The sequence below is a fragment of the Pleomorphovibrio marinus genome (genome assembly GCF_003347495.1).
GTDB classification, from domain to species: domain Bacteria; phylum Bacteroidota; class Bacteroidia; order Cytophagales; family Cyclobacteriaceae; genus Pleomorphovibrio; species Pleomorphovibrio marinus.
On the sequence record NZ_QCXY01000002.1, the window covers coordinates 31,582 to 55,033 of the forward strand.

Annotated in this window: 17 protein-coding genes; 12 read left to right on the plus strand and 5 right to left on the minus strand. The window is 43.9% G+C overall.

The genetic code is table 11. The features are described from left to right. The first annotated feature begins 45 nt into the window (after nt 1–45). From DB520_RS06190 to DB520_RS06205, 4 genes are all read left to right on the plus strand, one after another. Nucleotides 46–1,869 carry a sensor histidine kinase gene (locus DB520_RS06190; protein WP_114748841.1) on the plus strand — a complete coding sequence of 608 codons (1,824 nt, stop codon included), beginning with the start codon at nt 46–48 and terminating at the stop codon, nt 1,867–1,869. Between the two features lie 16 nt (nt 1,870–1,885). Continuing rightward, nucleotides 1,886–2,551, plus strand: coding sequence for a response regulator transcription factor (locus tag DB520_RS06195; RefSeq protein ID WP_114748842.1), 666 nt, complete (start codon nt 1,886–1,888; stop codon nt 2,549–2,551). Nucleotides 2,552–2,846: 295 nt separating this feature from the next. Further along, a complete protein-coding gene (locus DB520_RS06200) occupies nt 2,847–5,912 on the plus strand; it encodes a SusC/RagA family TonB-linked outer membrane protein (RefSeq protein WP_232834868.1) in 3,066 nt (1,021 codons plus the stop codon). Between the two features lie 29 nt (nt 5,913–5,941). Beyond that, the gene (locus DB520_RS06205) at nt 5,942–7,462 is read left to right on the plus strand and encodes a RagB/SusD family nutrient uptake outer membrane protein (protein WP_114748843.1); all 1,521 of its coding nucleotides are present in this window, start codon (nt 5,942–5,944) and stop codon (nt 7,460–7,462) included. A gap of 377 nt (nt 7,463–7,839) precedes the next feature. Here DB520_RS06205 and DB520_RS06210 read toward each other — a convergent pair whose 3' ends face one another. Further along, a complete protein-coding gene (locus tag DB520_RS06210) occupies nt 7,840–8,526 on the minus strand; it encodes a hypothetical protein (RefSeq protein ID WP_114748844.1) in 687 nt (228 codons plus the stop codon). A 71-nt stretch (nt 8,527–8,597) separates the two neighbouring features. Here DB520_RS06210 and DB520_RS06215 point away from each other — a divergent pair, with 71 nt between their 5' ends. The 5 genes from DB520_RS06215 to DB520_RS27530 all read left to right on the plus strand — a co-directional run bounded on the left by DB520_RS06215 (nt 8,598) and on the right by DB520_RS27530 (nt 14,559). Continuing rightward, nucleotides 8,598–9,599 (plus strand): LuxE/PaaK family acyltransferase, encoded by a 1,002-nt coding sequence (locus tag DB520_RS06215; RefSeq protein ID WP_114748845.1) that lies wholly within the window; start codon nt 8,598–8,600, stop codon nt 9,597–9,599. 513 nt (nt 9,600–10,112) lie between these two features. After that, complete coding sequence (locus tag DB520_RS06220; protein ID WP_114748846.1) at nt 10,113–10,583, plus strand: SRPBCC domain-containing protein; 471 nt, start codon at nt 10,113–10,115, stop codon at nt 10,581–10,583. Beyond that, nucleotides 10,576–11,049 (plus strand): GNAT family N-acetyltransferase, encoded by a 474-nt coding sequence (locus tag DB520_RS06225; RefSeq protein ID WP_114748847.1) that lies wholly within the window; start codon nt 10,576–10,578, stop codon nt 11,047–11,049. Before DB520_RS06220 ends, DB520_RS06225 begins: the two co-directional genes overlap by 8 nt. A 319-nt stretch (nt 11,050–11,368) precedes the next feature. Continuing rightward, nucleotides 11,369–12,964 (plus strand): alpha-N-arabinofuranosidase, encoded by a 1,596-nt coding sequence (locus DB520_RS06230; RefSeq protein WP_114748848.1) that lies wholly within the window; start codon nt 11,369–11,371, stop codon nt 12,962–12,964. Between the two features lie 260 nt (nt 12,965–13,224). After that, nucleotides 13,225–14,559: a fasciclin domain-containing protein gene (locus tag DB520_RS27530; protein ID WP_114748849.1), complete on the plus strand. Its 1,335-nt coding sequence runs from the start codon at nt 13,225–13,227 to the stop codon at nt 14,557–14,559. Nucleotides 14,560–14,617: 58 nt separating this feature from the next. Here DB520_RS27530 and DB520_RS06240 read toward each other — a convergent pair whose 3' ends face one another. The 3 genes from DB520_RS06240 to DB520_RS06250 form a co-directional block, all read right to left on the minus strand. Continuing rightward, the gene (locus DB520_RS06240) at nt 14,618–15,820 is read right to left on the minus strand and encodes a patatin-like phospholipase family protein (protein WP_114748850.1); all 1,203 of its coding nucleotides are present in this window, start codon (nt 15,818–15,820) and stop codon (nt 14,618–14,620) included. A 19-nt stretch (nt 15,821–15,839) separates the two neighbouring features. Further along, nucleotides 15,840–17,033, minus strand: a complete 1,194-nt coding sequence (locus DB520_RS06245) for a 6-bladed beta-propeller (RefSeq protein ID WP_114748851.1) — start codon at nt 17,031–17,033, stop codon at nt 15,840–15,842. Nucleotides 17,034–17,125: 92 nt separating this feature from the next. Further along, nucleotides 17,126–18,853 carry a phospho-sugar mutase gene (locus DB520_RS06250; protein ID WP_114748852.1) on the minus strand — a complete coding sequence of 576 codons (1,728 nt, stop codon included), beginning with the start codon at nt 18,851–18,853 and terminating at the stop codon, nt 17,126–17,128. 219 nt (nt 18,854–19,072) lie between these two features. Between DB520_RS06250 and DB520_RS06255 the strand changes: the two genes are divergently transcribed. The 3 genes from DB520_RS06255 (at nt 19,073) to DB520_RS06265 (ending at nt 22,417) form a co-directional block, all read left to right on the plus strand. Beyond that, on the plus strand, nt 19,073–19,495 hold the full coding sequence (locus tag DB520_RS06255) for a hypothetical protein (protein WP_114748853.1): 423 nt from the start codon (nt 19,073–19,075) through the stop codon (nt 19,493–19,495). Nucleotides 19,496–19,531: 36 nt separating this feature from the next. Further along, the gene (locus DB520_RS06260) at nt 19,532–21,139 is read left to right on the plus strand and encodes a glycoside hydrolase family 99-like domain-containing protein (protein ID WP_114748854.1); all 1,608 of its coding nucleotides are present in this window, start codon (nt 19,532–19,534) and stop codon (nt 21,137–21,139) included. Nucleotides 21,140–21,235: 96 nt separating this feature from the next. Continuing rightward, nucleotides 21,236–22,417 carry a DUF4221 family protein gene (locus DB520_RS06265; protein WP_114748855.1) on the plus strand — a complete coding sequence of 394 codons (1,182 nt, stop codon included), beginning with the start codon at nt 21,236–21,238 and terminating at the stop codon, nt 22,415–22,417. A gap of 33 nt (nt 22,418–22,450) precedes the next feature. On the opposite strand, the gene trpS is transcribed toward DB520_RS06265, so the two are convergent. Next, nucleotides 22,451–23,425, minus strand: a complete 975-nt coding sequence (trpS, locus tag DB520_RS06270; protein ID WP_114748856.1) for a tryptophan--tRNA ligase — start codon at nt 23,423–23,425, stop codon at nt 22,451–22,453. Between the last annotated feature and the right edge of the window lie 27 nt (nt 23,426–23,452).

Genomic DNA, 23,452 nt, shown 5'->3' on the forward strand with positions numbered 1-23,452 from the left:
ATGCAGATATTTTGCGATATTGAGTTTTTATGAATAGGAAAAACCATGGAAGGGAATCCAAAGGACCAGGAACGCAGAAAATTTGACAGGCTGAGATGGCGCTACCTGATTGCGCTTTCCGCCATTGCTCTCACCGTAGTGGTTAGTCAGGTGTTTTTACAGCATTTTATATCCGGTCAACAGTCCGATTCCATAGAGATCAATCTTTCGGGTCGGCAGCGTATGCTCAGCCAAAAAATAAGTAAACTTTCTCTCTTGATTTTTTATGCCCAAAGCCAAAAAGAAAGGATATCCTACAGGGAGGAACTTCAGGTGGCCCTGGAGGAGTGGGAAAGGGTGTTTTACGGATTGCAGGATGGGGATCAGGAATTGGGAATCAAAGGGCAAAACAGCCCTCCGATAGACTCCCTTTTTCAGGAGATAACCCCTGCCTTCCTGGACGTAATGCAGGGTGCCGAAGAAATGATAAGGCAGATTGGGGAAGTTGAGGATGGCAATGTAAACCGCTTTTCCGAGCCCCTTTCTCTCATTTTGGACAGAGAAGGGGTTTTTTTAGAAGGGATGAACCAAATAGTGGCTAACTATGACCTGGAAGCAAGAAGTAAGGTCTTTCGGTTAAAACGAGTGGAATTTTTATTAATGTTTTTGGCTCTTTTCATCATTTTCGTGGAGGCTAGGTTTATATTCTGGCCCTCAGCCTTGATGATTAAGGAGAACTTCAGGGAGCTGCAAAAAAAGGAAAAATCGGCCAGGAAGATGGCCATAGAAATCAGTGCCTTATATGAGTCCCTGGAGCGATCTTATCAGGAACTCGTGGCTGTGGAGCCGGAGGAGGATGAATATGTTATTTTTGGAAGGTGCGATTCGGAGGGTGCAATTCTCGAGCTCACTGACAAGTTCCGGCAGATCATGGCCTTTGAAGATAACGCCCCCAAGAAGATTTTTACCTGGCTAGAGGAGCAGGGGAATGAAGCAGCTTATTTGAAGGTAATCCATGAGAAACTACTGCATGGGCAATCCTGGAAGGGGGAACTCAAACTCACGAACGAGGCAGGGGATTTTATCTGGGTAAAAATGCACCTCATTCCTACCCTTACGGCTGCGGGTGCAGTATCCAATTTCCTATTGGTGGGAATGGATGAAACCGAGGCCAAGGAGGCCAAGGTCCGGTCTCAGGAGGTTCAAAAGGAGAGGTTGGAGAAAAAACTCAAGGAGCAGCAGTATAGGTCGGCCTTAATATTGGAAGGCCAGGAGGAAGAGAGGAGGCGTATTTCCAGAGACATGCACGATGGGGTGGGGCAATACCTTACCGCATTGAAATATAGCTTGGATGGGGTTTACACCACCAAGTCCATTCCGGAAAAGAAAAGGCTTGAAACCTCAAAGGAATTATTGAAAAACGTGATTAAAGAGGTGAGGAGGATTTCCTTCAACCTTGCCCCTGTGGCACTTTCGGACTACGGTATAGTATCCGTTTTACAGAAATTCAGCGAGGAGATGTCAAAGCTTTCAAAGATCCCGGTGTCCTTTGAGAACAAGACCGGCTTTATTTCGAGGTTGGAGCCGAAGATAGAAAACAACCTCTATCGGATCGCACAGGAAGCGGTTAACAATGCCATCAAATATTCCGAGGCCTCAGAAATAAAAATATCCCTATCCCATAGCATGGCCTATCTCAATTTGGAAATTAAAGATAATGGGAAGGGGTTTAATTACGAAAAACTCAAGGATAATGGTTACTTTAGTGCCTCAGGACACGGTATTTTCAACATTAAAGAGCGCGTGAATTTTATTAACGGGCAGTTGACAGTGGATACCGGACCTGAGAGAGGCACCGCAATACAGGTAGTATTGCCCTTAGAATCATAATCCTTTTAAATTAACCATGGCTAAAATCAGGGTGGTATTGGCGGATGACCATGTGGTGGTCAGAAACGGCATCAAGATGCTGTTGGAAAATGAAGGGGAAATTGAGGTGATAGGAGAAGCTTCCAATGGTGAGGAAGCTCTGGAAGTTGCTCAAAGCTTGAAACCGGATGTGCTGATATTGGATATCCGAATGCCCATAATGACTGGACTAGAGGCTTCCAGCCAACTTCATAGCATTTCCCCAACCACTAAAGTCCTTATCCTTTCCATGCACAATGATGAGGAATACATTATTCAATCCGTGGAATGCGGTGCTTCGGGATATTTGCTCAAGGATACCAGCAAGGATGAATTTATCAAAGCCATACGCACCGTGCATCAGGGAGGTAAGTATTTCAGTGGTGATATTAGCAAAGTATTGGTGGATTCCTACCTGCAGGCTAAAGGTGGGAAAATTGCTAACCCTCTGCCGAATTCGCAGGCTGATTACGAACTTACCAAAAGGGAAAAGGAGATTCTATCGCTAATTTACCAGGGTATGGCCAACAAAGACATAGCCGATCAGCTCAACAAAAGCATCCGAACTATAGAAACGCATCGGTTTAACATCATGAAAAAACTAAAAGTCAACAACGTGGTGGAGCTGCTTAAAAAAGTGGAAGAGGAGCGGGTGCTAGAGTGAATAAATAAGTGTTTTTCCACATTTATAAACTTTTACCAAAATTATAGAACTAACTATATTTTTTTATATAAGTTTTAATTTTTAACAACTTTTTTTAATTAAGTTTATTAATGGGAGTGGTGTATTTACATAAAAAATGTGCTAAAAACTCACTTTCCGAAAAAAGCATTCTTTTACAATTACTTAACATTTGTTTATGGGGGTATTTACTTTTCCAATTTCCATTGTATATTTGAATCGTCTTGTTTTAAAATAAGACCTTGATGATTAACTATTAACCTTAAACCTATTAAGTATGATGAAACAATTTTACTTGAGCTATTCCTCAAAAATTGAAAAATTTGGAATAGCTCTTTTGTTTTTTGTCGGAATGGTTTTTTCTCCCTCCGGCCTGATGGCCCAAGGGGATCAGCCATTCACCGTAAGTGGTACCGTGACCTCAGAGGACACGGGAGAAACCCTGCCAGGGGTTAACGTTTTGGTCAAAGGAACCTCTAGGGGCACCGCCACAGATATCAATGGAGAGTATGCCATTGAGGTTCCTGGTTCTGATGCTGTTCTTTCATTTTCCTTTATTGGTTTTCAAGTACAGGAAGAGACAGTCGGTAACAGGACCACAGTGGATGTGGTGTTGGGTCAGGAACTATCTGCTTTATCAGAAGTAGTGGTAATTGGTTACGGTACTCAGGAACGCGCCCGTGTTACTGGAGCCATTTCCTCTGTTAGTTCTGATGAGATCAGGGCTCTACCAGTTCCCAACCTTGCTTCTGCCATACAGGGACGAGCAGCAGGGGTGACTGTGACTAATTCAGGAGCACCTGGAGCAGACCCCTTGGTAAGGGTAAGGGGAATTGGAACAGTAGGTAACAATGACCCTCTTTATGTGATTGACGGTGTACCGGCAGGTGGACTCAATCAGATCAATCCCGCAGACATCGAATCCATAGAGGTTTTGAAAGATGCTTCTGCTGCTGCTATTTATGGTTCCAGGGCTGCCAATGGGGTGATTTTGGTAACCACCAAAAAAGGAGCAATTGGAGCTGCAAAAGTTACCGTGGATTCCTATTATGGAACACAAACGCCATGGAGGCAATTGGACTTGTTGGACAGGGACCAATATTTGGATTATGGCCGGGATTTGTTGGCTAATGGAGGAGAACCTAATCCTCAGCGATTTGACAACCTCGGTCCATATGCCGATGTAAATACAGATTGGCAAGGCGAAATGTTCCGAACCGCACCTATCCAAGATCATAACATCTCTATATCGGGTGGTTCTGAATCGGTACTTTATAATTTCTCCGTCGGCTATTTCAAACAAGAAGGCACAATGAGGGGTACTGGATTCGAAAGGGTCTCCCTAAGGAGTAACACGGATTTTAAAATCAATGATAGGATTAAGATAGGTCAAACCTTGACCGTGGCTTATTCTGATCGGGACAATGAGCCTTTTTCTGGTGGCAGAAGCCAAATTGAACATATGGTGAAGCAGGTACCTTACATACCTGTAAGAGACCCAAGCAGGCTGGGTGGGTTCAGGGCACCGGATAGGGTGGATGGATCCGATCCTGAAAACCCAGTGTTGAATGCTGAGCTGAGGCAAAACAGGCAGCAGGATTTCAAGATTTTAGGTACTGCTTACCTAGATATTAACATCTTGGAAGGTTTGGATTATAAGTTTTTGGTGGGTATGGATATTGGGATTGGGACGCAAGACCAATATACCCCAAGGTTTGACGCCGGAGACTTTAATTTTCAGCCATTCGCCTCCATTAATGAAACCAGGACTTCATTCGTCTCCCCCTTGATCAGTAATCAACTTTCCTACAAAAAGGAATTTGGAAAGCACAATATCGACCTCCTGGGGGTATTGGAGCAACAAACGTGGGTTTCCAGAAATCTTAATGGCCAGGGGCAAAATTTCCTGACCAACGATGTAAGAGTATTGCAGGGGGTACAAAATCAAACTACTACCAGTGGCAGGACCGACTATGCATTGATATCCTACGTGGGTAGGTTTAACTACGACTATGATCAGAAATACCTGTTTAGTGCCTCCGTAAGGAGGGATGGTGGGTCCAGATTTGGTCCTGCAAACAAATGGGGTACTTTCCCTTCCGTCTCAGCGGGATGGCGAATCAGTGAGGAAATGTTCATGCAGGCAGTAAGCGCTGTAAGTGACTTGAAATTGAGAGCCAGTTATGGAGAAACAGGAAACGACCGGATAGGTGACTACGTGTACCAAGGAACCATCAACAGTAACCACTTTTACAACTTTGATGGAAGTTTAGAAGGAGGAAGTACGGTATCCGCCCTGGCAAATGCTGACTTGAGGTGGGAAACTACCATCATGCAGAATATTGGAATCGACTTGGGACTTTTCAACGACAGGTTAATGCTTTCCGGAGAATGGTTTGACAATACCACCGAAGGCATGATCCTGGGTGTGCCTATCCCCCCATCTTTGGGTTATGACGGGGCACCAGTGGCAAACGTAGGAACCGTGAAAAACCGAGGCGTGGAATTTACGGCCGGTTACAGAAAATATGACGGAAACTTCCAGTTTAGTGTGGACGGTAACATTGGGTTCATTACTAATGAGTTGACTTCTCTTGGCGTTGGTAATACCATCTTTGGCCCCGGCTTTCAAGGTGATCAGCTCACCTTCACCGAGGAAGGCCAGCCGATCGGGTACTTCTTGGGATGGGAAACGGATGGACTTTTCCAAACTGGAGATGACACCAGCCAACAGCCCAATGCTTCACCTGGTGATATCAGGTTTAGGAATATCTCTGGAGGAGATGAAATAGGTGCTGAAGATAGAACCTATCTAGGTCACTATATGCCTGACTTTACCTATGGGGTGAACATATCGGCCAATTATAAGAATTTTGACTTAACGATGTTCTGGCAAGGGGTTCAGGGGAATGAAATCTTCAACCTACTCCGTTATCATACTGAAGGTATGACTAGGTTATTCAACGCAAGTACTGTGGTAATGGATCGATGGACTCCTGAAAACCCAAATACAGATGTGCCTAGGGCAGTGTCTGGTGACCCCAATAGAAACGCAAGGGCGAGTTCCAGATGGATTGAGGATGGTTCCTACTTGAGGTTGAAGAATCTTTCTATAGGTTACACCGTACCTGCACCGGTATTGGAATCCTTTAGCAGAGGCAACATTACTAACCTTAGGGTGTATGTTTCCAGCCAGAACCTGTTGACGTTTACCAATTACTCTGGATACGATCCGGAGATTGCGGTAAGGACTGGGATTAACTCCACTCTAGGTGCGGGTATTGATTTCGGTCAGTTTCCAGCAGCCAGGACTATCTTGGCAGGTTTACAACTTACCTTTTAATCAAGGACTTCATTCAAAAGATAAATGATATGAAATCAAAATATATTTTAACCATCTTGTTGTTGATCATCGGGATCGTGTCATGCGATGAGGAGAAGCTAGACCCGGTGAATCCCAACCAGCTCGGTATAGAAACCTTTTACCAAACAGGTCCACAGCTTGAAGCTGCGGTGAATGCGGTATATGCAGGCCTTCAGGCCAATAACTTATATAACAGGGAATATTTCTTCCTTCATGACTTGCTTTCAGATGATTGTGCTTCCGGTGGGCCTCAATTGGAGACACCTCGGGCACAAATCCTGAACCATGTTTTTGATGCCTCTAACCCACTGGTATCTGCCAATTGGAGGGGTTGGTTTAGGATCGTGCACAGGGCAAACCTTGTATTGGATAATGCAGATAACGCCCAGGAAGAAATCACGGATAACTTCAGAAATAGGCTTATGGGAGAGGCATATTTCCTTCGCGCCTTGGCCTATTATGAATTGGTGACTCTTTGGGGCCCTGTTCCCATGCTTACCACATTCGCTACTACTCCGGATGGTTTTCCCAGGACTTCAGAGAGTGAGATCTACGCTACGATATTTAGTGACTTGCAGGAGGCCATCAACCGTCTTCCTTCAAAAAGCCAGTATTCGGGTAATGATGTTGGTAGAGCCACCCAGGGAGCTGCCCATGCGCTTGCTGCAAAAACTTATTTGTTCAGGGGGGAATACAATGAGGCCAGGCCCCATTTGGAAGCCATCATTGGTTCTGGAGAATACAGTCTTGTGAACCGGTACTTGGATAACTTCGAAGAAGAAAACGAGAACAACTCCGAATCCGTATGGGAAGTCCAGTTCACCGAGGAATACGGAGATGCAGGGGGATGGAATGCGGATGGTAGTGGCATTGCCGAGGTTACCTTTCGTGGTCAGGAATACGGCCCAAAGGCTTGGAGAAATGTTGTGCCAAGTGCTTCTCTCGTGAATGAATTTGAAACCGTAGCCAATGGAGCTGAAAAAGACGATCCCCGTGGCGTTTATAGTTTTTATAGAATTGGGGATACCTACAATAATGGCCAAAATGTGTTGACTGAGGAGAAGGTTCAAGGGGATACAGACAGGCCAAGCTGGAGGAAATACCAAATGATCTACAAAAGGGAAAATGAAGACACCCGCTCAGGCATCAACTTCAGGGTGATCCGGTACGCGGATGTGTTGCTTATGATGGCCGAGGTGGAAAACGAAACCAATGGGCCAGGTGCGGCTCTTCCCTATATCAATGAGGTAAGGGCTAGGGCTGATGTGGATATGCCTCCTTATCCAACAGCTCAGTATCCTACTGGTTCACCTGAAGAAATGAGAATAGCCATCATGCACGAGCGTAGGGTGGAATTCGGTGGTGAGCAGATTAGAAACAGGGATATTCGAAGATGGAGGATGCATGGTATGCTTACAGAGGAGCCTATTTCCAACTGGAACCAGCGATTTATTCGACTTCCACTTCCCCAAGAGGAAATTGACAATAATTCCGCTCTTACTGGTTCGGACCAAAATGACGGTTATTAATTCAAGATTATTCTTATTATACAAAAAACCACCCCAATTAGGGTGGTTTTTTTGTATAAGTCATTCTTGTAAATTTTGAAACTACGTAAAGGCCAAGCCGGCTAAAACAAATGTAGAGTTCCCTTATTTTTGTTCCATACTTTTTTTGGGGAAACACTGTGACCAAAGTCGTAGGTATTTGTTTCATGGTAGAATCTAGGGGTAGGAAAGACGCTTCCTACTGGACGTGGAAACCGTGGAGTGATAAGGTTTTTCGCAAAGGGCGCAACGGCAAACGTGGCGAGCGCAAGGGTACTCACATGCTACTAAACTCTCAAAATCACCTAGGCCCAAAGTAGTAATATTTTATTTGGCAGGTTAAATTTCTTTAGCACACTTTATTCCAGGCCACTTAGCCTACGAATCTGGGGCAGGGTGAAATCTGGGGTGGAGGCGGTGTTGCTACGGTTCAGACTTCTATCCTGGATTTCTATATCCAGCCGTAGGGTGTCATTTCTAAAAATACTGTTCCATCCCAAAGAGACCATGCCATACCTTATTTGTCCTTCAATGGCTCTTTGCCTATCATCCGAAAGGATACGGGGAAATCTCCCGTTAAAATTGGTGAAATAAGGAGGGTCTGACCATTTAAATTCGGTGTATTCCCCACTTCTTTTGATAAAAAACTTGACAAAGATATTGTAGTGATCAGGGTTCTCCCTTACCCAAAGAGTATCCATAACCCGCTCATTGTTGATTAAGGGAAAAATAACCCAATCCCTGTTATTGAAGGAGGGGGCATTCGAAGGACGAGCACTATAGGTAATTAAATTGCCGGCTTCATCTCTTAAATACTCCAACTCATTGAAGGGCGGATCCAACTCCCGGGGATTGAGTCCCAAATTCCCCTCTCCATCCCTGAAGTTGATGGTTACGATTAAGGAATCCGCCTCAGGCGTCTCCACATATTCAATTGCATTGAAACTTATTTCTGGTTCAGAGGGAAAGTTTTCTGGAGGCGGCACACAGGCAGCAACACCTGCAACCATTACCAATAGGGAATAAAATAAATTTCTTACATTCATTGCTTTATTACTTCAAAGCGACCGGAACTTGCAATAGGGTTTAAATATAGGCCTTAACCTTAAATTTAACGATGAATTATTTCAAAAGTTTTTCTGAGGCATTGAAAAGTATAAAGGAGAGGGATTTTGATAAAATTGCATTGGAATTATTTCAGTGGCAAGCACTCCATAACCCAGTGTATTTCCAGTTTCTGGAGGCCATGGGTGCAGATCCAAAAAATGTTTCCTACTTGGAGGATATACCTTTTATACCCATTGAGTTTTTTAAAAGCCACAAGGTATATTGTTCCGATCAGCACCTCGAAGAGGGGTTTTTTAGCAGCTCTGGTACTACCGGTATGCAGCAGAGCAAACACTATTACTGGTCCATGGAATTTTACCTATCTCATTGCCAACGCCTGTTCGAGTCCCAATATGGCCCCATTGATGAAATCCATGTCCTTGCCCTGTTGCCTTCCTATTTAGAAAGGGAGGGCAGTTCATTAATCGCCATGGCGGATCATTTTATCAAACTATCCGGTAGCCCTCATTCCGGTTTTTACTTGAATGAACACGAAGAACTACTGAGTAAACTGGAGAATTTATGCCAAAGTAATAAAAAGGTGCTGCTTTTAGGGGTCACCTTCGCCTTGTTGGATCTAGCAGAAAAGGTAGAGCGTCCCATCCCTTGCCCCCAGCTTATCCTTATGGATACAGGGGGGATGAAGGGCAGAAGAAGGGAAATGATCCGTGAGGAAGTTCATGGTATCTTAAAGTCAGCCTTTGGGGTGGAAGCGGTACATTCTGAATATGGCATGACCGAACTGATGTCCCAGGCATATGCTAAGGGGGAGGGAAAGTTCAACTTACCTTTTACCATGAAAGCATTTATTCGTGACCCCTATGACCCTTATGCACTCCTGGAGGAGGGGAAGGTTGGCGCGATCAACCTCATCGACTTGGCCAACTTCCATTCCTGTGCCTTTCTGGCCACCCAGGATCTGGGTAAACTGGATAAGCAGGGGCAGCTAGAGGTTTTGGGAAGGATGGACAATTCGGATATAAGGGGATGTAATTTGTTAGTAAGTGGCTGAGAAAAGTTTCCAAGGAATTTGGAATGTTCAACCATGAAGTGATTCAATTTTTACAAAAATCACAACCCGGTATTTGGGGATTTAGGGAAAGAATTGATGATGAAGAAAATCTATAAACAGCTAAAGGATTAAAGAGAATAAAGAACATCCTTTTCGACATTGACCTTACATAAACTGACATTATATGAAATCGAGCCTGTCCTGACGGCAGTCAGGGCATGACGAGCACGTCACATATTGGGATGCCCCGATAGCTATCGGGGAGATGCGAGATTCCCCCGAAACGAGTTCCCCGATACGAGTTCGGGGCAGGCAGGGGCAGGCTATATGGCCGCTGAAAAGAAAATTTAAACACATGAAATCGAGCCTGTCCTGACGGCAGTCAGGGCATGAGGAGAACCTCACACAGAGGGATGATTATCAAAGCGAGATTCCCCCGAAACAAGTTCCCCGAAACGAGTTCGGGGCAGGCAGGGGCAGGCTATATGACCGCTGAAAAGAAATTATAAACATATGAAAGAAATAGCTAAAAGATTAAGAATCCGCATTCCAACTAAGATAGCTTTCCGAAAATTTGTCAATGAATTGAATGAATGGTGGCCAAAAGAATACACATGGTCGCAAGAAAAGCTGAAAGAAATCAAAATTGACGGAAGAAAGGGTGGACTTTGTACAGAGATTGGCCCAAACGGATTTCGCTGTGATTGGGGGACAGTTATCGAATTTGCTGAGAACGAACTAATTGGATTGAAATGGCAGATAAGCCCAAAAAGAGAACCTGTTCCAAATCCCGACAAAGGGAGTAGCATAATGGTGAATTTTAAACAGGAAGACAGTATAACGGAAATAGAATTCAGACATTTCGATTTTAAAAATCACGGAGAAGGGACTGATGACTACAGAAAAATGATGGACTCAGAACATGGCTGGGAATATATCTTGAATTGCTTTAAAATATATTGCGAAAAGCGGACAAATGATTGAAATCCAAATAAGACAGGCCAGGGAGGCAGATGTAGGGCAGATAACCCAATTGTTTTTTGATACGATTCAACATATAAATTCTAAGGATTATTCCCGGGAGGAGGTTGACGATTGGTCCTCATGGAAAACGGATACGGATAAGTGGTTAGGAAGAATTAAAAAGCACTTTTTCGTCATAGCTGTGATAAACCGTCAGCTTGTGGGTTTTGGCTCATTGGCCGAAGATGGGTATCTGGATTTGATGTTTGTGCATGTTGATTATCAAAGAAAAGGTATTGCAAGTGCTCTTTTGACTGAAATCGAGAAAAAGGCCAAAGAGCAAAATAATGAACTTATTTATTCAGATGTTAGCATAACAGCCAAAACATTCTTTGAGGCAAAAGGATTTATTGTCGAAAGACAACAAGTAAAGAAATCCAAGAAAAAGGAGTTGGTCAACTTTAGAATGATAAAAAGGATGTACTGAGGTTTAGGGGCCCGTCCTGAGACCCTTTCGGAATTACAATGTAAACGAGATACAGTAAAATTTCAGTATGAAGCAGATCGTGTCTGACCAGAACCAGCCCCTAGGCGCTGATTGCTTTGAAAGGAAGCGAGGACTTTTTGATGGTTAAAAACAAATGGACAATTGAGAAAAAATGCTAATTTTAAATCTTAAGGCTTTTTCTGCTGAAGACTTACTCATTTAAACTAATTTATTCATGAATTATTTTGTGCGAATGTTTACAGGTTTTCGAGTCAATTGTAATAACCAGACCTTATTAACCATCCAAACCATTAAACCAATGACCAAATTATTACCAGCATTCATCGCATTGTTGTTCACCTTCGGCGGACAAGCACTGGCACAGTCAACTACGGTGATCGTGAACGCCGACCAGGGGGAACTCACCATCGATGAGCATATTTATGGGCAGTTCTCCGAACATCTTGGTCGGGGAATTTATGAGGGAATTTGGGTAGGGCCGGACTCGGAAATACCCAATCAAGAAGGATACCGGACGGATGTGTTAAATGCGCTGAAGGAACTTAAGATCCCGAATATCCGCTGGCCCGGGGGCTGTTTTGCCGATGAGTATAACTGGCGGGATGGAATCGGGCCCAGGGCCGATCGTCCTAAACGGATCAATAGCCACTGGGGCGGGGTGGTAGAAGACAACAGTTTCGGCACGCATGAATTTCTGAGGCTTGCAGAATTGATTGGTGCAGAACCGTATATATCGGCAAATGTAGGAAGCGGCACCCCTGCTGAAATGAACAAATGGATCGAATATATGACCTATGACGGGGATAGCGAGCTTGCCAACCTTCGCCGCGAAAATGGAAGAGATGAACCCTGGAAGATCAAATTCTTTGGTATTGGCAACGAGAGCTGGGGATGCGGTGGCACTATGACCGCGGATTTCTATGCCAACCAGTACCGTCTATTTCAGACCTTTGCCAAAAATTACAGCGACAACCGCCTGTTCAAAATAGCCAGCGGTTCGAATGATATTGAATACGAGTGGACAGAGACATTGATGCGCGAGGCAGTACAGGAGATGGATGCCATTTCCCTGCACTATTATACCATTCCCGGCCAAGGCTGGGATAATAAGGGACCTTCTACGGATTTCGGGGAGGAGATGTATTACCGGGGTATAAAAGCAGGGTTGCTGCTGGATGAGTTTATCACCCGCCACAAAACCGTTATGGACAGGTATGACCCCGAAAAAAAGGTAGTATTGGCATTGGATGAATGGGGCATCTGGACAAATCCTCTGGAAGGCACCAACCCGGGTTTTCTGGAGCAGCAAAATACGATACGGGATGCTTTGATTGCGTCCTTAAGCCTGGATATTATGAATTCACATGCCGATCGCGTGAAGCTAGCAAATATCGCCCAAACTGTAAATGTGTTGCAGGCTATGGTGCTGACCGAGGGCTCCAATATGCTGCTTACACCTACCTATCATGTGTTTAATATGTACAAAGTTCACCACAATGCAACCCTGCTTCCTGTTTATGCAAATATTAAACGATACACAACTGAATGGGATAAACCTGTAGTAAGTCGTTTTGACCTGAAGCTCGATGAACCCGGAATTCCAGTGATCAGCCACACGGTATCGAAGGATGAGGATGGGAAAATACATCTTACGGTCTCCAACCTTCACCCTAACGACACTCAGGAAGTGACCTTCGAGATCAGGGGAGCGACAGTGAATAAGATTTTGCAAGGATCAGCAAAGCTACTCACCGGTAACAGTGTGGATGCCATTAACACATTTGATAATCCGGAACAGGTACAACCCGAAGCTTTCAGGAATGCGGAATTAAAAAATGGAAAACTTACCCTCAAAATCCCTAAACATTCTTTGGTAGTAATTAGCTTAGAATAATATCCTGACCAGTCTTTATTTACCATCTACAAGAAGAGGGTATTTGCTGTATTAAAGCCCAGGTATGAGACCCATCTTTTCCTGTCCGATAAAAGGATTTTTTCGGGAATCGGGTTATTTTAACCAAAAACCCTGTACCCTAGAATATAATTTCTTTTTTTATGTAGTTGGTTTACATCTTAAATATTTTTATACTTAATTTCTAACAATTAAACTTTTTGGTGGTTTTTAAGGTATTGTGAAACAAAAACCAACTTATTATGAGATATTTAGATAAAATAGCATTACATCCGATTTTTCTTTCTTTTACCTTGCTGGTATTTTTGGCAGCATGCTCTGATGACGAGCAACCAAGTATGGATCCCGTGCCTTCAAATACCGTAGTGGATGTAGCCATGGAGAACCAAGATTTTTCCATCTTGGCAAATGCCATTGGGGAAGCCGGGTTGGTGGAACCACTTTCTGGAGATGGGCCTTTCACGGTTTTTGCCCCGAACAATGATGCCTTTCAGGCTTTTTTGGATGTAAACAACCTCCAGGTGACGGATCTCTTGAACAGTCCAGATCTTGGGGAAATCCTGCAATACCATGTAGTAAGTGGAGAAGTTCCTTCATCTGCTGTTGAGCCAGGTTCGGTGAATGCTTTAAATGGAGAAGCTTTTTACATAAGCATAGATCCGGAGGGAAACATTTGGATAAATGGATCCGCGCAGGTGATATCTCCGGATATAAATGCAAGCAACGGGTTGATTCATGCCTTGAACAACGTTATTGTACCACCTAGCCAAAATATTGCTGAAATCGCAGTGGGTTTGACCGAATCCGAAGAACCTGAATTCACCCAGTTGGTGGGGGCATTATTGAGAGCTGATTTGGTAGAGACCTTTTCTGGGGGATCTGAAGATGATTTTACGGTATTTGCACCTACCGATGCTGCATTTGAAGCATTGTATGAGGCTTTAGAGGTAAGTGGATATGAAGATATAGATGAGGATGTGCTTACCCAAGTATTGACTTACCACGTGATTGGCACAAGAGAATTTTCCCAAGACTTAAGGGATGATATGGAATTGGAAACACTATTGGAAGGAAGTAACCTTGAGGTGGATCTGGGGAATCTAAGGATAGGAAACGGTGGTCTGATAGCAAATATGCTCAACATCCATGCTACCAATGGAGTAATCCATGTGATAGATGAGGTATTGTTACCGGGTAGGGAAGAGGTATCTGCTACCATATCCTTAGAGAATGAAGGCTTTTCCGCTTATTTGGTGACTGAATTGGAAGGTGATGGTGCAACGGTAAACCTTAACGAGGAAAATGCGGAAATTGAACTAGAAATAGGTAGAAGATATACGTTTAGAAATACGGTATCTTCCGATCATCCTTTGGAGTTTAGGAACAGTGATGGGGATGTTTTGCTTGCCCAGGGAAGTGAAGAGGGGAGTTTTGAAAACAATATAGCTGTTAACTTTACCAGGGATGGTGACGAAGATGTGACCTTTACCTTGACGCCAGCTTTGGCTGCTGAGATTGCGGTATACAGATGTACTCCGCATGCTTCTATGGAGGGACCTATTACTGTTGTTGAATGAACTGACTTTATTAGGGTTTATGGGGGAAGGGAAATTTTTCCTTCCCTTTTTTTGGTTTTTAGCTAATGAGAAATCGGTAATTTCCTTTGCTAGCCTGGATTTTTTTCACCAGTTCCATGGCCTTTTCTCTTCCATGAGCGATACGTCGGTTGTAGAGAGCCTTGGTGCTCACTAGAGTATCGCCCAATGTCCCTACATCCGGTTGGATGATCAAGGATTGGAAAGTCTGAAGTTGCTCCTTTGTGCGCTTTCGGGTTCTGAAGTCATAATTGAAAATCTTCAAGTCTGGCTGGGCTTCCTTTATTTGTTCCAGAATGTCATTGACTCGAAGGAATTCCTCCAAATCGTTGTTGAAGATCTCTGAAAGGGTGATGTCGGTAAGGCTTCTTAAAGCGATCTGGGCAATGTTGGCCTTGTCAAAATCCTCTGCTATGGTGTCCAGGGTATTGCAGTTGATAATGATGATTTGGTATTCAGCGCTTGATTTATCTTTGTTGATTTCTTCGATCACATCCCCCAGTGGGGAGTTATTCCGGATGCCACCGTCCACAGAGTTTTTTATGTCCGTCTCCTGTCTGGTTTGAATTCGGGGTACAGGTTCCCAAACAATGGGCATGGAGGAGGAGGCCAATACCCCTTTTTGAAAATCCCTGTCTGAGAGAAAGTCCTGGCTCTCCAGGGAGTAGTAGTTTCCACTGTCCAAGGATACAAACCCGCACTTGTACACCATATCCTGTATATCTTCCCTCCTGAGCAATTTTTGCAATTTTTGATCCAAGGGATCGTTGTTGGCAAGAGCCCTGAATTTCTGAAAATTATCCCCGAATTCCTGTTGGGCATTTGCCAAAATATCGAATAAAAACCTGTCCCTCCGGGACTGGGAGAAAAGCAACCTCAGCCCATCCCAAAAACTTACCTTCACATTAAGGTTAGGAACGAAGCGCCTGACCAAACTCTCGAAATTGATGTCCAGTTCCAGGGTCTCTGAGTTGGACCGGGTGTTGATGAATTCAGAGGTGTAAATCTCCTCAACGCCATTTTCGCCAATGGCCCTCCAAGTTTCTACCAACTCATCGAACTTTTTGGAAGCAATCAGTGCACCATTGAGGCTACCCACCGATACGCCCGCCACGATATCGAATTTCATTTCTTCTTGGCCCGGAAAAAGGGTAGACCAGTTTTCCTTGAGATAGGTAAGGGCTCCTATCTGAAAGGCTCCCTTAAATCCACCTCCACTCAGTACTAATGCAAATTTTTTCATGATTAATTGGGTTTGGTCGTTAGAAGTTGACTTTATACCGAAGGATCACAGGATCTTCGGGTTCTTTTTTGTCGTTGAGTAATTTTTGATATTCCGAAGTGTATTTCCCTAACAAACCCTTTTCGACCAGGTTTTGACCGTCCTCGTATTGTATGACCTCATAAAAATAACCATTATTGTCGATTCCAACATTGTTTCCGAATTCCACCAGCGCAGGAAAACCTTTCACTACAAAGTCAGAGTTGATAAAGATATCTTCAAAAGGAAAGGTCTTTCTATTGTTCATTTCCAGCTCCGGATTCTCTCGTAAGCCAAAGGTTTTGATCCTCAGGAGTCGGTCTTTTTCCGAGAAGGCGATTTCACCTGCGTTGAAGGCAACGGTTTGATGTGTGAATACTTTTGCGAAAAAAAATTCCTCATCCCCAAAGAGATCATTATTATCCACACTTTTTTTACCGAAGTTCAATCGTAAATAGGGCGTTAAATGGCCATTGAGGTATTGATAAATGGTGTCAGCGATGCCATAATTAAGCAAGTAGCCCTCATCAAAAAGCGCTATTTTCCCCTCATTGATTTCTGTACTCAACATGGTGGCACGAATGGGCAGGGGTTCCTTTTCCATGGATGAGGTGTCCAATAGGTAAAACACCGGGAAGGACTTATTTGCATCGACGGCCATTTCCAATTCCGGGGCAATGATGTACCGGCCATCGGCCGTTTGCCGGAAGTCAGATAGAAAGGTGAAATTGCCAAGGTTTAAGGTGTTGGAATATTCGAAACCAGGTATTGTGTACTCCACTACCTTGCCGGTACCGGCATTTATCTTTAACCGCTCATTATTGATTTGCATACCATGTAGTGAGCGGTATTCCCCGGGACTTTCACCTCTTTTATTCCAGGATGTTAAGTGACTACCATCCTTTAGGAAAAGGTGTACGGACATATTGGGGTAGCAGCGATCAGCAAACCAAAGGGTATCACCTTGAAAGTGGATAAGATGTTGGCCGCAGCTTAAATTGATATAGTCATTTTTTGGTTGTTTTAATTCAATAAATGAAACCTCAGAAGCTACTTCATCAAATGATTGCAACAAGGATGCTTCAAGCAGGATTTCAGGTAACTCTCCTTTAGGGTCAAAAGAGGTAGGGGAACCACAGGAGAAATACAGAAATGGGAACAAAAAGAAAACCAGGATTATTCGGGGGGCATTCATGGGGGTGGGAAGGTTAAAAATAAATACAGGGGAAGATAGATTAAAGGATACCGGAACGATGCCCGGTACCCTTTAAAGGATTTCCTAATAGGTTAGCCAAAGAACTGCTTAAGGCCGGCTATCCTTTCATCAAGCTTTGCCTCCACAGCCCTGTAGGCCTCCCTGTTGGGGAGTTTTTCGTTTACGGATATATAGTATTTGATTTTTGGCTCGGTACCTGATGGCCTAGCTGAAATCTTGCTGCCGTCTTCCAGGTAAAACTGGATAACGTTGGACTTATCCATGTCCAAGGTTTCTTCTGTCCCATTCAACATATCATAGATCTTGCTTTCCTTTACATCCACCACCTTGGTCACTTTTACTCCGTTTATTGCCTCGGGGCGATTGCTACGGAACCCATGCATCAATTGTTGAATTTGCTCGGCTCCGTCCTTTCCTTTTTTGGTAATAGAGATCAGGGATTCCTTGTAGAAACCATATTGCTGGTAAATTTCTGCCAGCACATCGATGAGGTTCTTTCCTTTGGAACGGTGGTATGCCACAATCTCCGCCACTACTGCACAGGCGGAAACCCCGTCTTTGTCCCTTACGAAGTCACCGACCAAGAATCCGTAGCTTTCTTCTCCACCTGCTATATATTGCATGCTGCCCTCCAATTCCCTGATTACTGCAGCAATATTTTTAAACCCGGTAAGGGTGTCATAATACTTTACCCCAAAGCCTCTACTGATTACCCCTATCAAATCAGTGGTCACGATGGTGCTTACCACAAACTGTTCGCCTGTGAGCCTGCCCATTTCCCTCCACTTGTTCAATAAATAGTAGGTGATGATGGCACCGGTCTGATTGCCGTTGAGCAGCTCATATTCCCCATTTTCGTTGGGGATTACAGCTGCGTAGCGATCCCCATCCGGGTCGCAGGCCAATACTAGGTCTGCACTTACTTTTTTGGCCAGGGAGATAGACATGTCCAGGGCGGCGGCCTCTTCTGGGTTGGGGTAAACCACGGTTGGGAAATTACCGTCGGGTTCAATTTGTTCCTCGACCACATGCACGTTTTCAAACCCGAAGACCTTCAATGCTGCGGGCACCATTTTGCCGGATGCCCCATGAATAGGGGAAAAGACAACACACATGTCTTTCTGGGTAAGGATGGATTCCGGGGATAAACAAAGTTTCTTGACCTCATCCAGGTAAATAAGGTCAAAATCGTCCTCTATATAACTGATAAGGTTTTCGTTTTTATCCCATTTCACATCGTCGATAGACTTGATTTTCATCACCTCTGCAATGATGTTTTTATCGTGTGGCGGCACCACCTGCCCACCGTCTTCCCAATACACCTTATAGCCATTGTATTCTTTGGGGTTGTGTGAAGCAGTGACCATCACGCCACTTTGGCATTCATAATGCCTGATGGCAAAGGACAGCATGGGTGTGGGGCGCATTTCACGGAAATATTTTACCGAAATGCCATTGGCGGTAAGCACATTGGCGGTGGTGCTGGCGAATAGAGTGTTGTTTATCCTTGAATCATTGGTGATGGCCACTTGGATTTTTTGTCCGGGAAAGGACTGTAAGAGGTAATTTGCCAGACCTTGTGTGGCCATTCCCACCGTGTATACGTTTATACGGTTGGAACCCACACCCATCAGGCCCCTCAGTCCTCCGGTACCAAATTCAAGATCCCGGTAGAAGGCATCTATTAAATCAGCGGGGTCTTCGGCGGCCATAAGAGCCTGAATCTCACTCCTGGTTTCGGCATCAATGTTACTATCTAGCCAAGATTGGGCTTTTGCAATAATTGCGGCATCTGTCATGTTGGTAAAAAGTTTGTTTAAACTCGTTTTATGGATTTTTGAAAATTTAATAATATTTGAGGACTTAAAGTAAGGAAAAATTCTTTTTTTCCGAATTTATGCCCTTGTCTTTCGTAAAGGGGTCAAATATGGTAGGGCTTTTGTAAATTTACCCCTACCTTTAAGCTTTTAATAAAGGCTATATTGTAGTTTTATCAAACAAATTAACAGTTTTGAATTATGGATTTAAATCAGTTGGACAAAGACCTAACCACTATTACGGAACTTCGAATCCAGCTCAGTAAGATAACTTATGCAGATCCTGAATACGATGATATTGAGGAGCAACTACATGACTTGGAAGACCATTTTAACGATGTGTTTGGCGATGAATTGGAGGCTGAATTAGAGAAAATTTACGATGCCTTGGATTCGGATAATGAGGTGTTACTTCCTTCGGCTTACCTAGCAAACAATTACACCCCAATGCTGCCAGATGCCAATGGTGTGGTGACGTATGAAGTAAAAGGCAGGGAAGGAGTGCCCATAGAATCGGAGCAATTTGACGGTCAGGATGTAAGGATCGTGCTCGTGCCCAACCCGGCTAGATTCGTGATGCAAATCAATGGAAAATCCCTCAAAGACCTTTGGAGGTCAAGGTAATGATCTTTTGTCTTTTTTAGTTTTACCTTTTTGATAATGTTAGAAAAAGAATGTAGGACTTTCGCTGTTTTTCTTTTGTTGGGGTTGCTTGCTTCCTGTACCTACTTGGCACAGTTTGCCCAAAGTGGGGGTGAAGGTAATTCCAGAGAGAAAACGGGAGAACAAACACCTGGTGCTGATGCAAGTGAGGATGCTTCACCTACCGCTACGCGGGTAGGTTCTACGGCAGAAGAGGATATTCAGATAGGGGTATATTTTATGCCCTCTTGGGATGTGTCTTCCGACCCTAATAAGGATATTGACAGCTTTTGGGCCTGTTTGAGGGGAAGAGGGGATTGTGCATTTATCAAAGATCCTGCAGCTTGGGGACCGGAAGGCCGGATTTTTAACAGGAGATACCCGTATGAAGGCCCCTTTTTGGATAAGGAGCCCCATCCTTCCCTGAAGGGGTTTTACAAAAGGGATGACCCAGAAGTTGCTAGGCAGCAGTTGGCATATATGAAGGAGTATGGGATTGATTTTTTTGCATATAACTGGTTTTTTGGCAGGCATTATTATTACCATAGGGATTTTGCCCCTCAGGCACGGATATTTTATCCCCAGGGCTGGGAGGTGGATAAGGACAGGTCTGGAAGGGTGAAGGTGCCAGGGGCGGAGCAGTGGGAGGACCAACTTAAGGTGCTTCTTGCGGAGAATGACAAACTGCCTCCCGACAAAAAAATGAAATTTGTGCTCAACTGGTGTGACGACAGTGAGGAAAACTGGATACGTTGGTTGGAAATAGGGTCACCCAAAAACCTGAATGCCAAGATAAACTATCCTGGTGAGAAACCTAATCGGCAACTTTATCTGAAGGTACACGATAAGATAACCTTATGGTGGATCAATGAGTACTTCAAGAGACAGGATTACATGAAGGACGAAAATGGTAGGCCCATAATGTATATATATTTTCCTCATGACACAGAATCAAGGGCATCTTACCACGATGTGACACTCGAGGAGCTCCTTAAAAGGTCAGATGCATTGGCCAAAAAGGAGGGGCTTCCGGGCATCAAGTTCATTGCCACCACTTCAGGTGCCATGACCAATAACATGAGAAGATTTGGTATGCCTACTAATTGGAGGCCCATGGATGAGAACAAACCATGGGAGGGAGGCCTGTATGGGGGCAGATTGCTTTTCCAGGAATATGTAGAAAGGTTGCAGGATTTAGGTTTTGAGGGGCTAACTGCTTATATCTATCATGATTATTTTGACCAACAAAACAGGAGCTATGCGGATATGAGAAGGAATTACAGGGAGCATTGGAAAAAATGGAGTGAACGATTTAAAGATGACCCTACCTTCGAATACCAACCTCCCGTGGCAATGGGGTGGGATAGAAGAGCCGCAGGAGGCACTTGGCCGCAGCCTACCGGGTTTCCCAGTGAACCCGAAAAAGACAGGGTGATCAGTAACAAAAGGACTTTTAAGGCAAAGCTGGAAGAAGCCAGGGATGTCGCCTCAGCACACGCCCCAAATAACGGTAATACAGTGATGGTTTGTTGCTGGAACGAATACCTGGAAGGCAACCATATAGAGCCCACAGTAGGGCATGGGTTTGATTATTTGGAGGCGATAAAGGAAGTGTTTGGAAATTAGAACCCTTATTTGGAATTAAGGAAAAGTTAGTTTAAATTAACTTTTGTTGGGATGTGCTGGAGATGAATAGCTTTTAATAGATAATTTTCCTTTGCTATGATTTCCTTTCCTCTTATTAAAGCAGGTATTTCCTTTACCCAGTTTTTTATCCTTTTACAAATTGCCCTCTTGGTTGCTTGCGGCAGGAATTCCAATAGTTCTGTTGAGGTTTCCGACAACCTGGTCATCAGCGTGGATACCGTCATGGTGGACTCCAGGAATGATATTTTGTACGTGCAGGAAAATCTTTTAAAATCTGACGTAGACACTAAAGTACAATTCCTGTATAACTTTAACAGGCCTAAGCATGGAATAGAGAAGATCAATCTGGATAAGTTGGAATTCGAGGAAATGATTTCTTTCGAAAAAGAGGGACCTAATTCCATTGAACCTTTCTTCTCCAAACTTGCAATAGCTGAAGAGGGCGAAATTGTGATTTGTTTTCATACACAAGCCAAGATTTTTGACCCTAACCTTAAACTATCCAGAGAGGTCAATTTTGATCAATTAGTAGATAATAAAATCAGTGATTCCGGTGCCCTTTTAGCCTCCTTATTGAATTACCCAAGGGAGAAAGACAGGTTTATAGGCTTGTTTAACAATTGGGAAAACAGCTCCTATTTCATCTTGGATATGGATGACCTTAATAAAAGGCATAAACTGATTGAACTTCCGGACCTGGACAAACTTGCTGATTTTAATGTGGATATCCTATACAATGGTAGCTGGGGTGGGAGACTCACCTCTCAAGTCCGGGCAGATCAGAATAGGGATAAAATCCTGATTACAAACAATACATTTAATGAAATTTTGGTGTATGATTTAGTTTTGGATTCTTTGATACATAAGACTTGGGAAAGTGAGCTTATCGGAAGTAAAAGGGCCGCTGTTCCTATAAAAAAGGTGGAAGGCGATTCTGATCAACTGTTTGAATTGGACAGACAAATAAAGGAGGATATCCATTTTGGAAATTTAGTGTGGAACCCGGATCGGGAACAGTACTACAGGTTTTCTTTCAAGGAAAAATTCGAGGGGGAAAGGGAACCCCATAATTATTACCAACCTCTTGGTGCAGAAGTGTTTTTGAGCGTCTTTGACGCTGATCTCCGCCTTATAGGAGAAAGCGAAATTCCAGCCCTCAAGATCCGTCCCAAAAAACATTTTTTCAAGGATGGGAGCATCTGGTTTTTCGAGAATTTTGAGGATGAACTTGGGTTTATCCGGGTAACCGTGGAATAAGAAAAACTGAAAAGCAGACGGAATTCTGGGAAATCAACAAAAACCCAATTTATTCCTAACCCTTCCCAAAACCCCCTTGGCTATTTCCCTGGCCTTGGTCTCCCCCTTTTCCAGTCTGTCCTCCAGCTTCTTGGGGTGTTCCATAAGGTGGGCATAGGTTTCCCTTTCCATGCGGTACTTTTCCAAGATAAGTCCCAATAGCTCCTTTTTGGCATGTCCATAGCCAAAATTCCCACCAAGATATTTTTGCTTCAATGCCTCTGTCTCTTCCTTGCTACCGATAAGGCTGAAAATCTTGAAGACATTGCAGGAGTAGGGATCCTTTGGCTCCTCCAAAGGTGTACTGTCGGTCACGATGGTGTTGATATTTTTCTTCAAGGCTTTTTCTGGAAGAAAGATATCTATGTAATTATTATAGGACTTGCTCATCTTGTTGCCATCCGTACCAGGGATGATCATGACATCTTCACTGATTCTAGGAGTGGGGATGGTAAGCAGGTCCTCACCAATTTTGTGGTTAAAGGAACTGGCGATATCCCTGGTGATTTCCAGGTGTTGAAGCTGATCCTTGCCTACTGGCACTATTTCCCCATCGTAGAGCAGAATGTCTGCTGCCATCAAAACAGGATAAGTGAATAAACCTGCGTTTACATCAGAGAGCCTATCCGACTTGTCCTTGAAGCTGTGGGCATTAGCCAGCATGGGAAAAGGAGTGAAGCAGCTTAGGTACCAGGTAAGCTCCGCCACCTCGGGAATACGAGATTGTCTGTAAAAAACCGTCCGGTTGATATCCAGTCCAAAAGCCAACCAAGCAGCTGCCACGGCTCTCACGTGTTCTTCCCTTTCCTTCCCGCTTTTTATCGTGGTAAGGGAATGGAAATCGGCAATAAAAATAAAAGACTCGTTTTGTTCTTGCTTTGTCAGTGCAATAGCTGGTACTATGGCACCCAGAATATTTCCCAAATGGGGTTTGCCTGAACTTTGAATTCCTGTCAATACTCTTGCCATGTGGAAATTTTTGGCGCAAATTAAAGA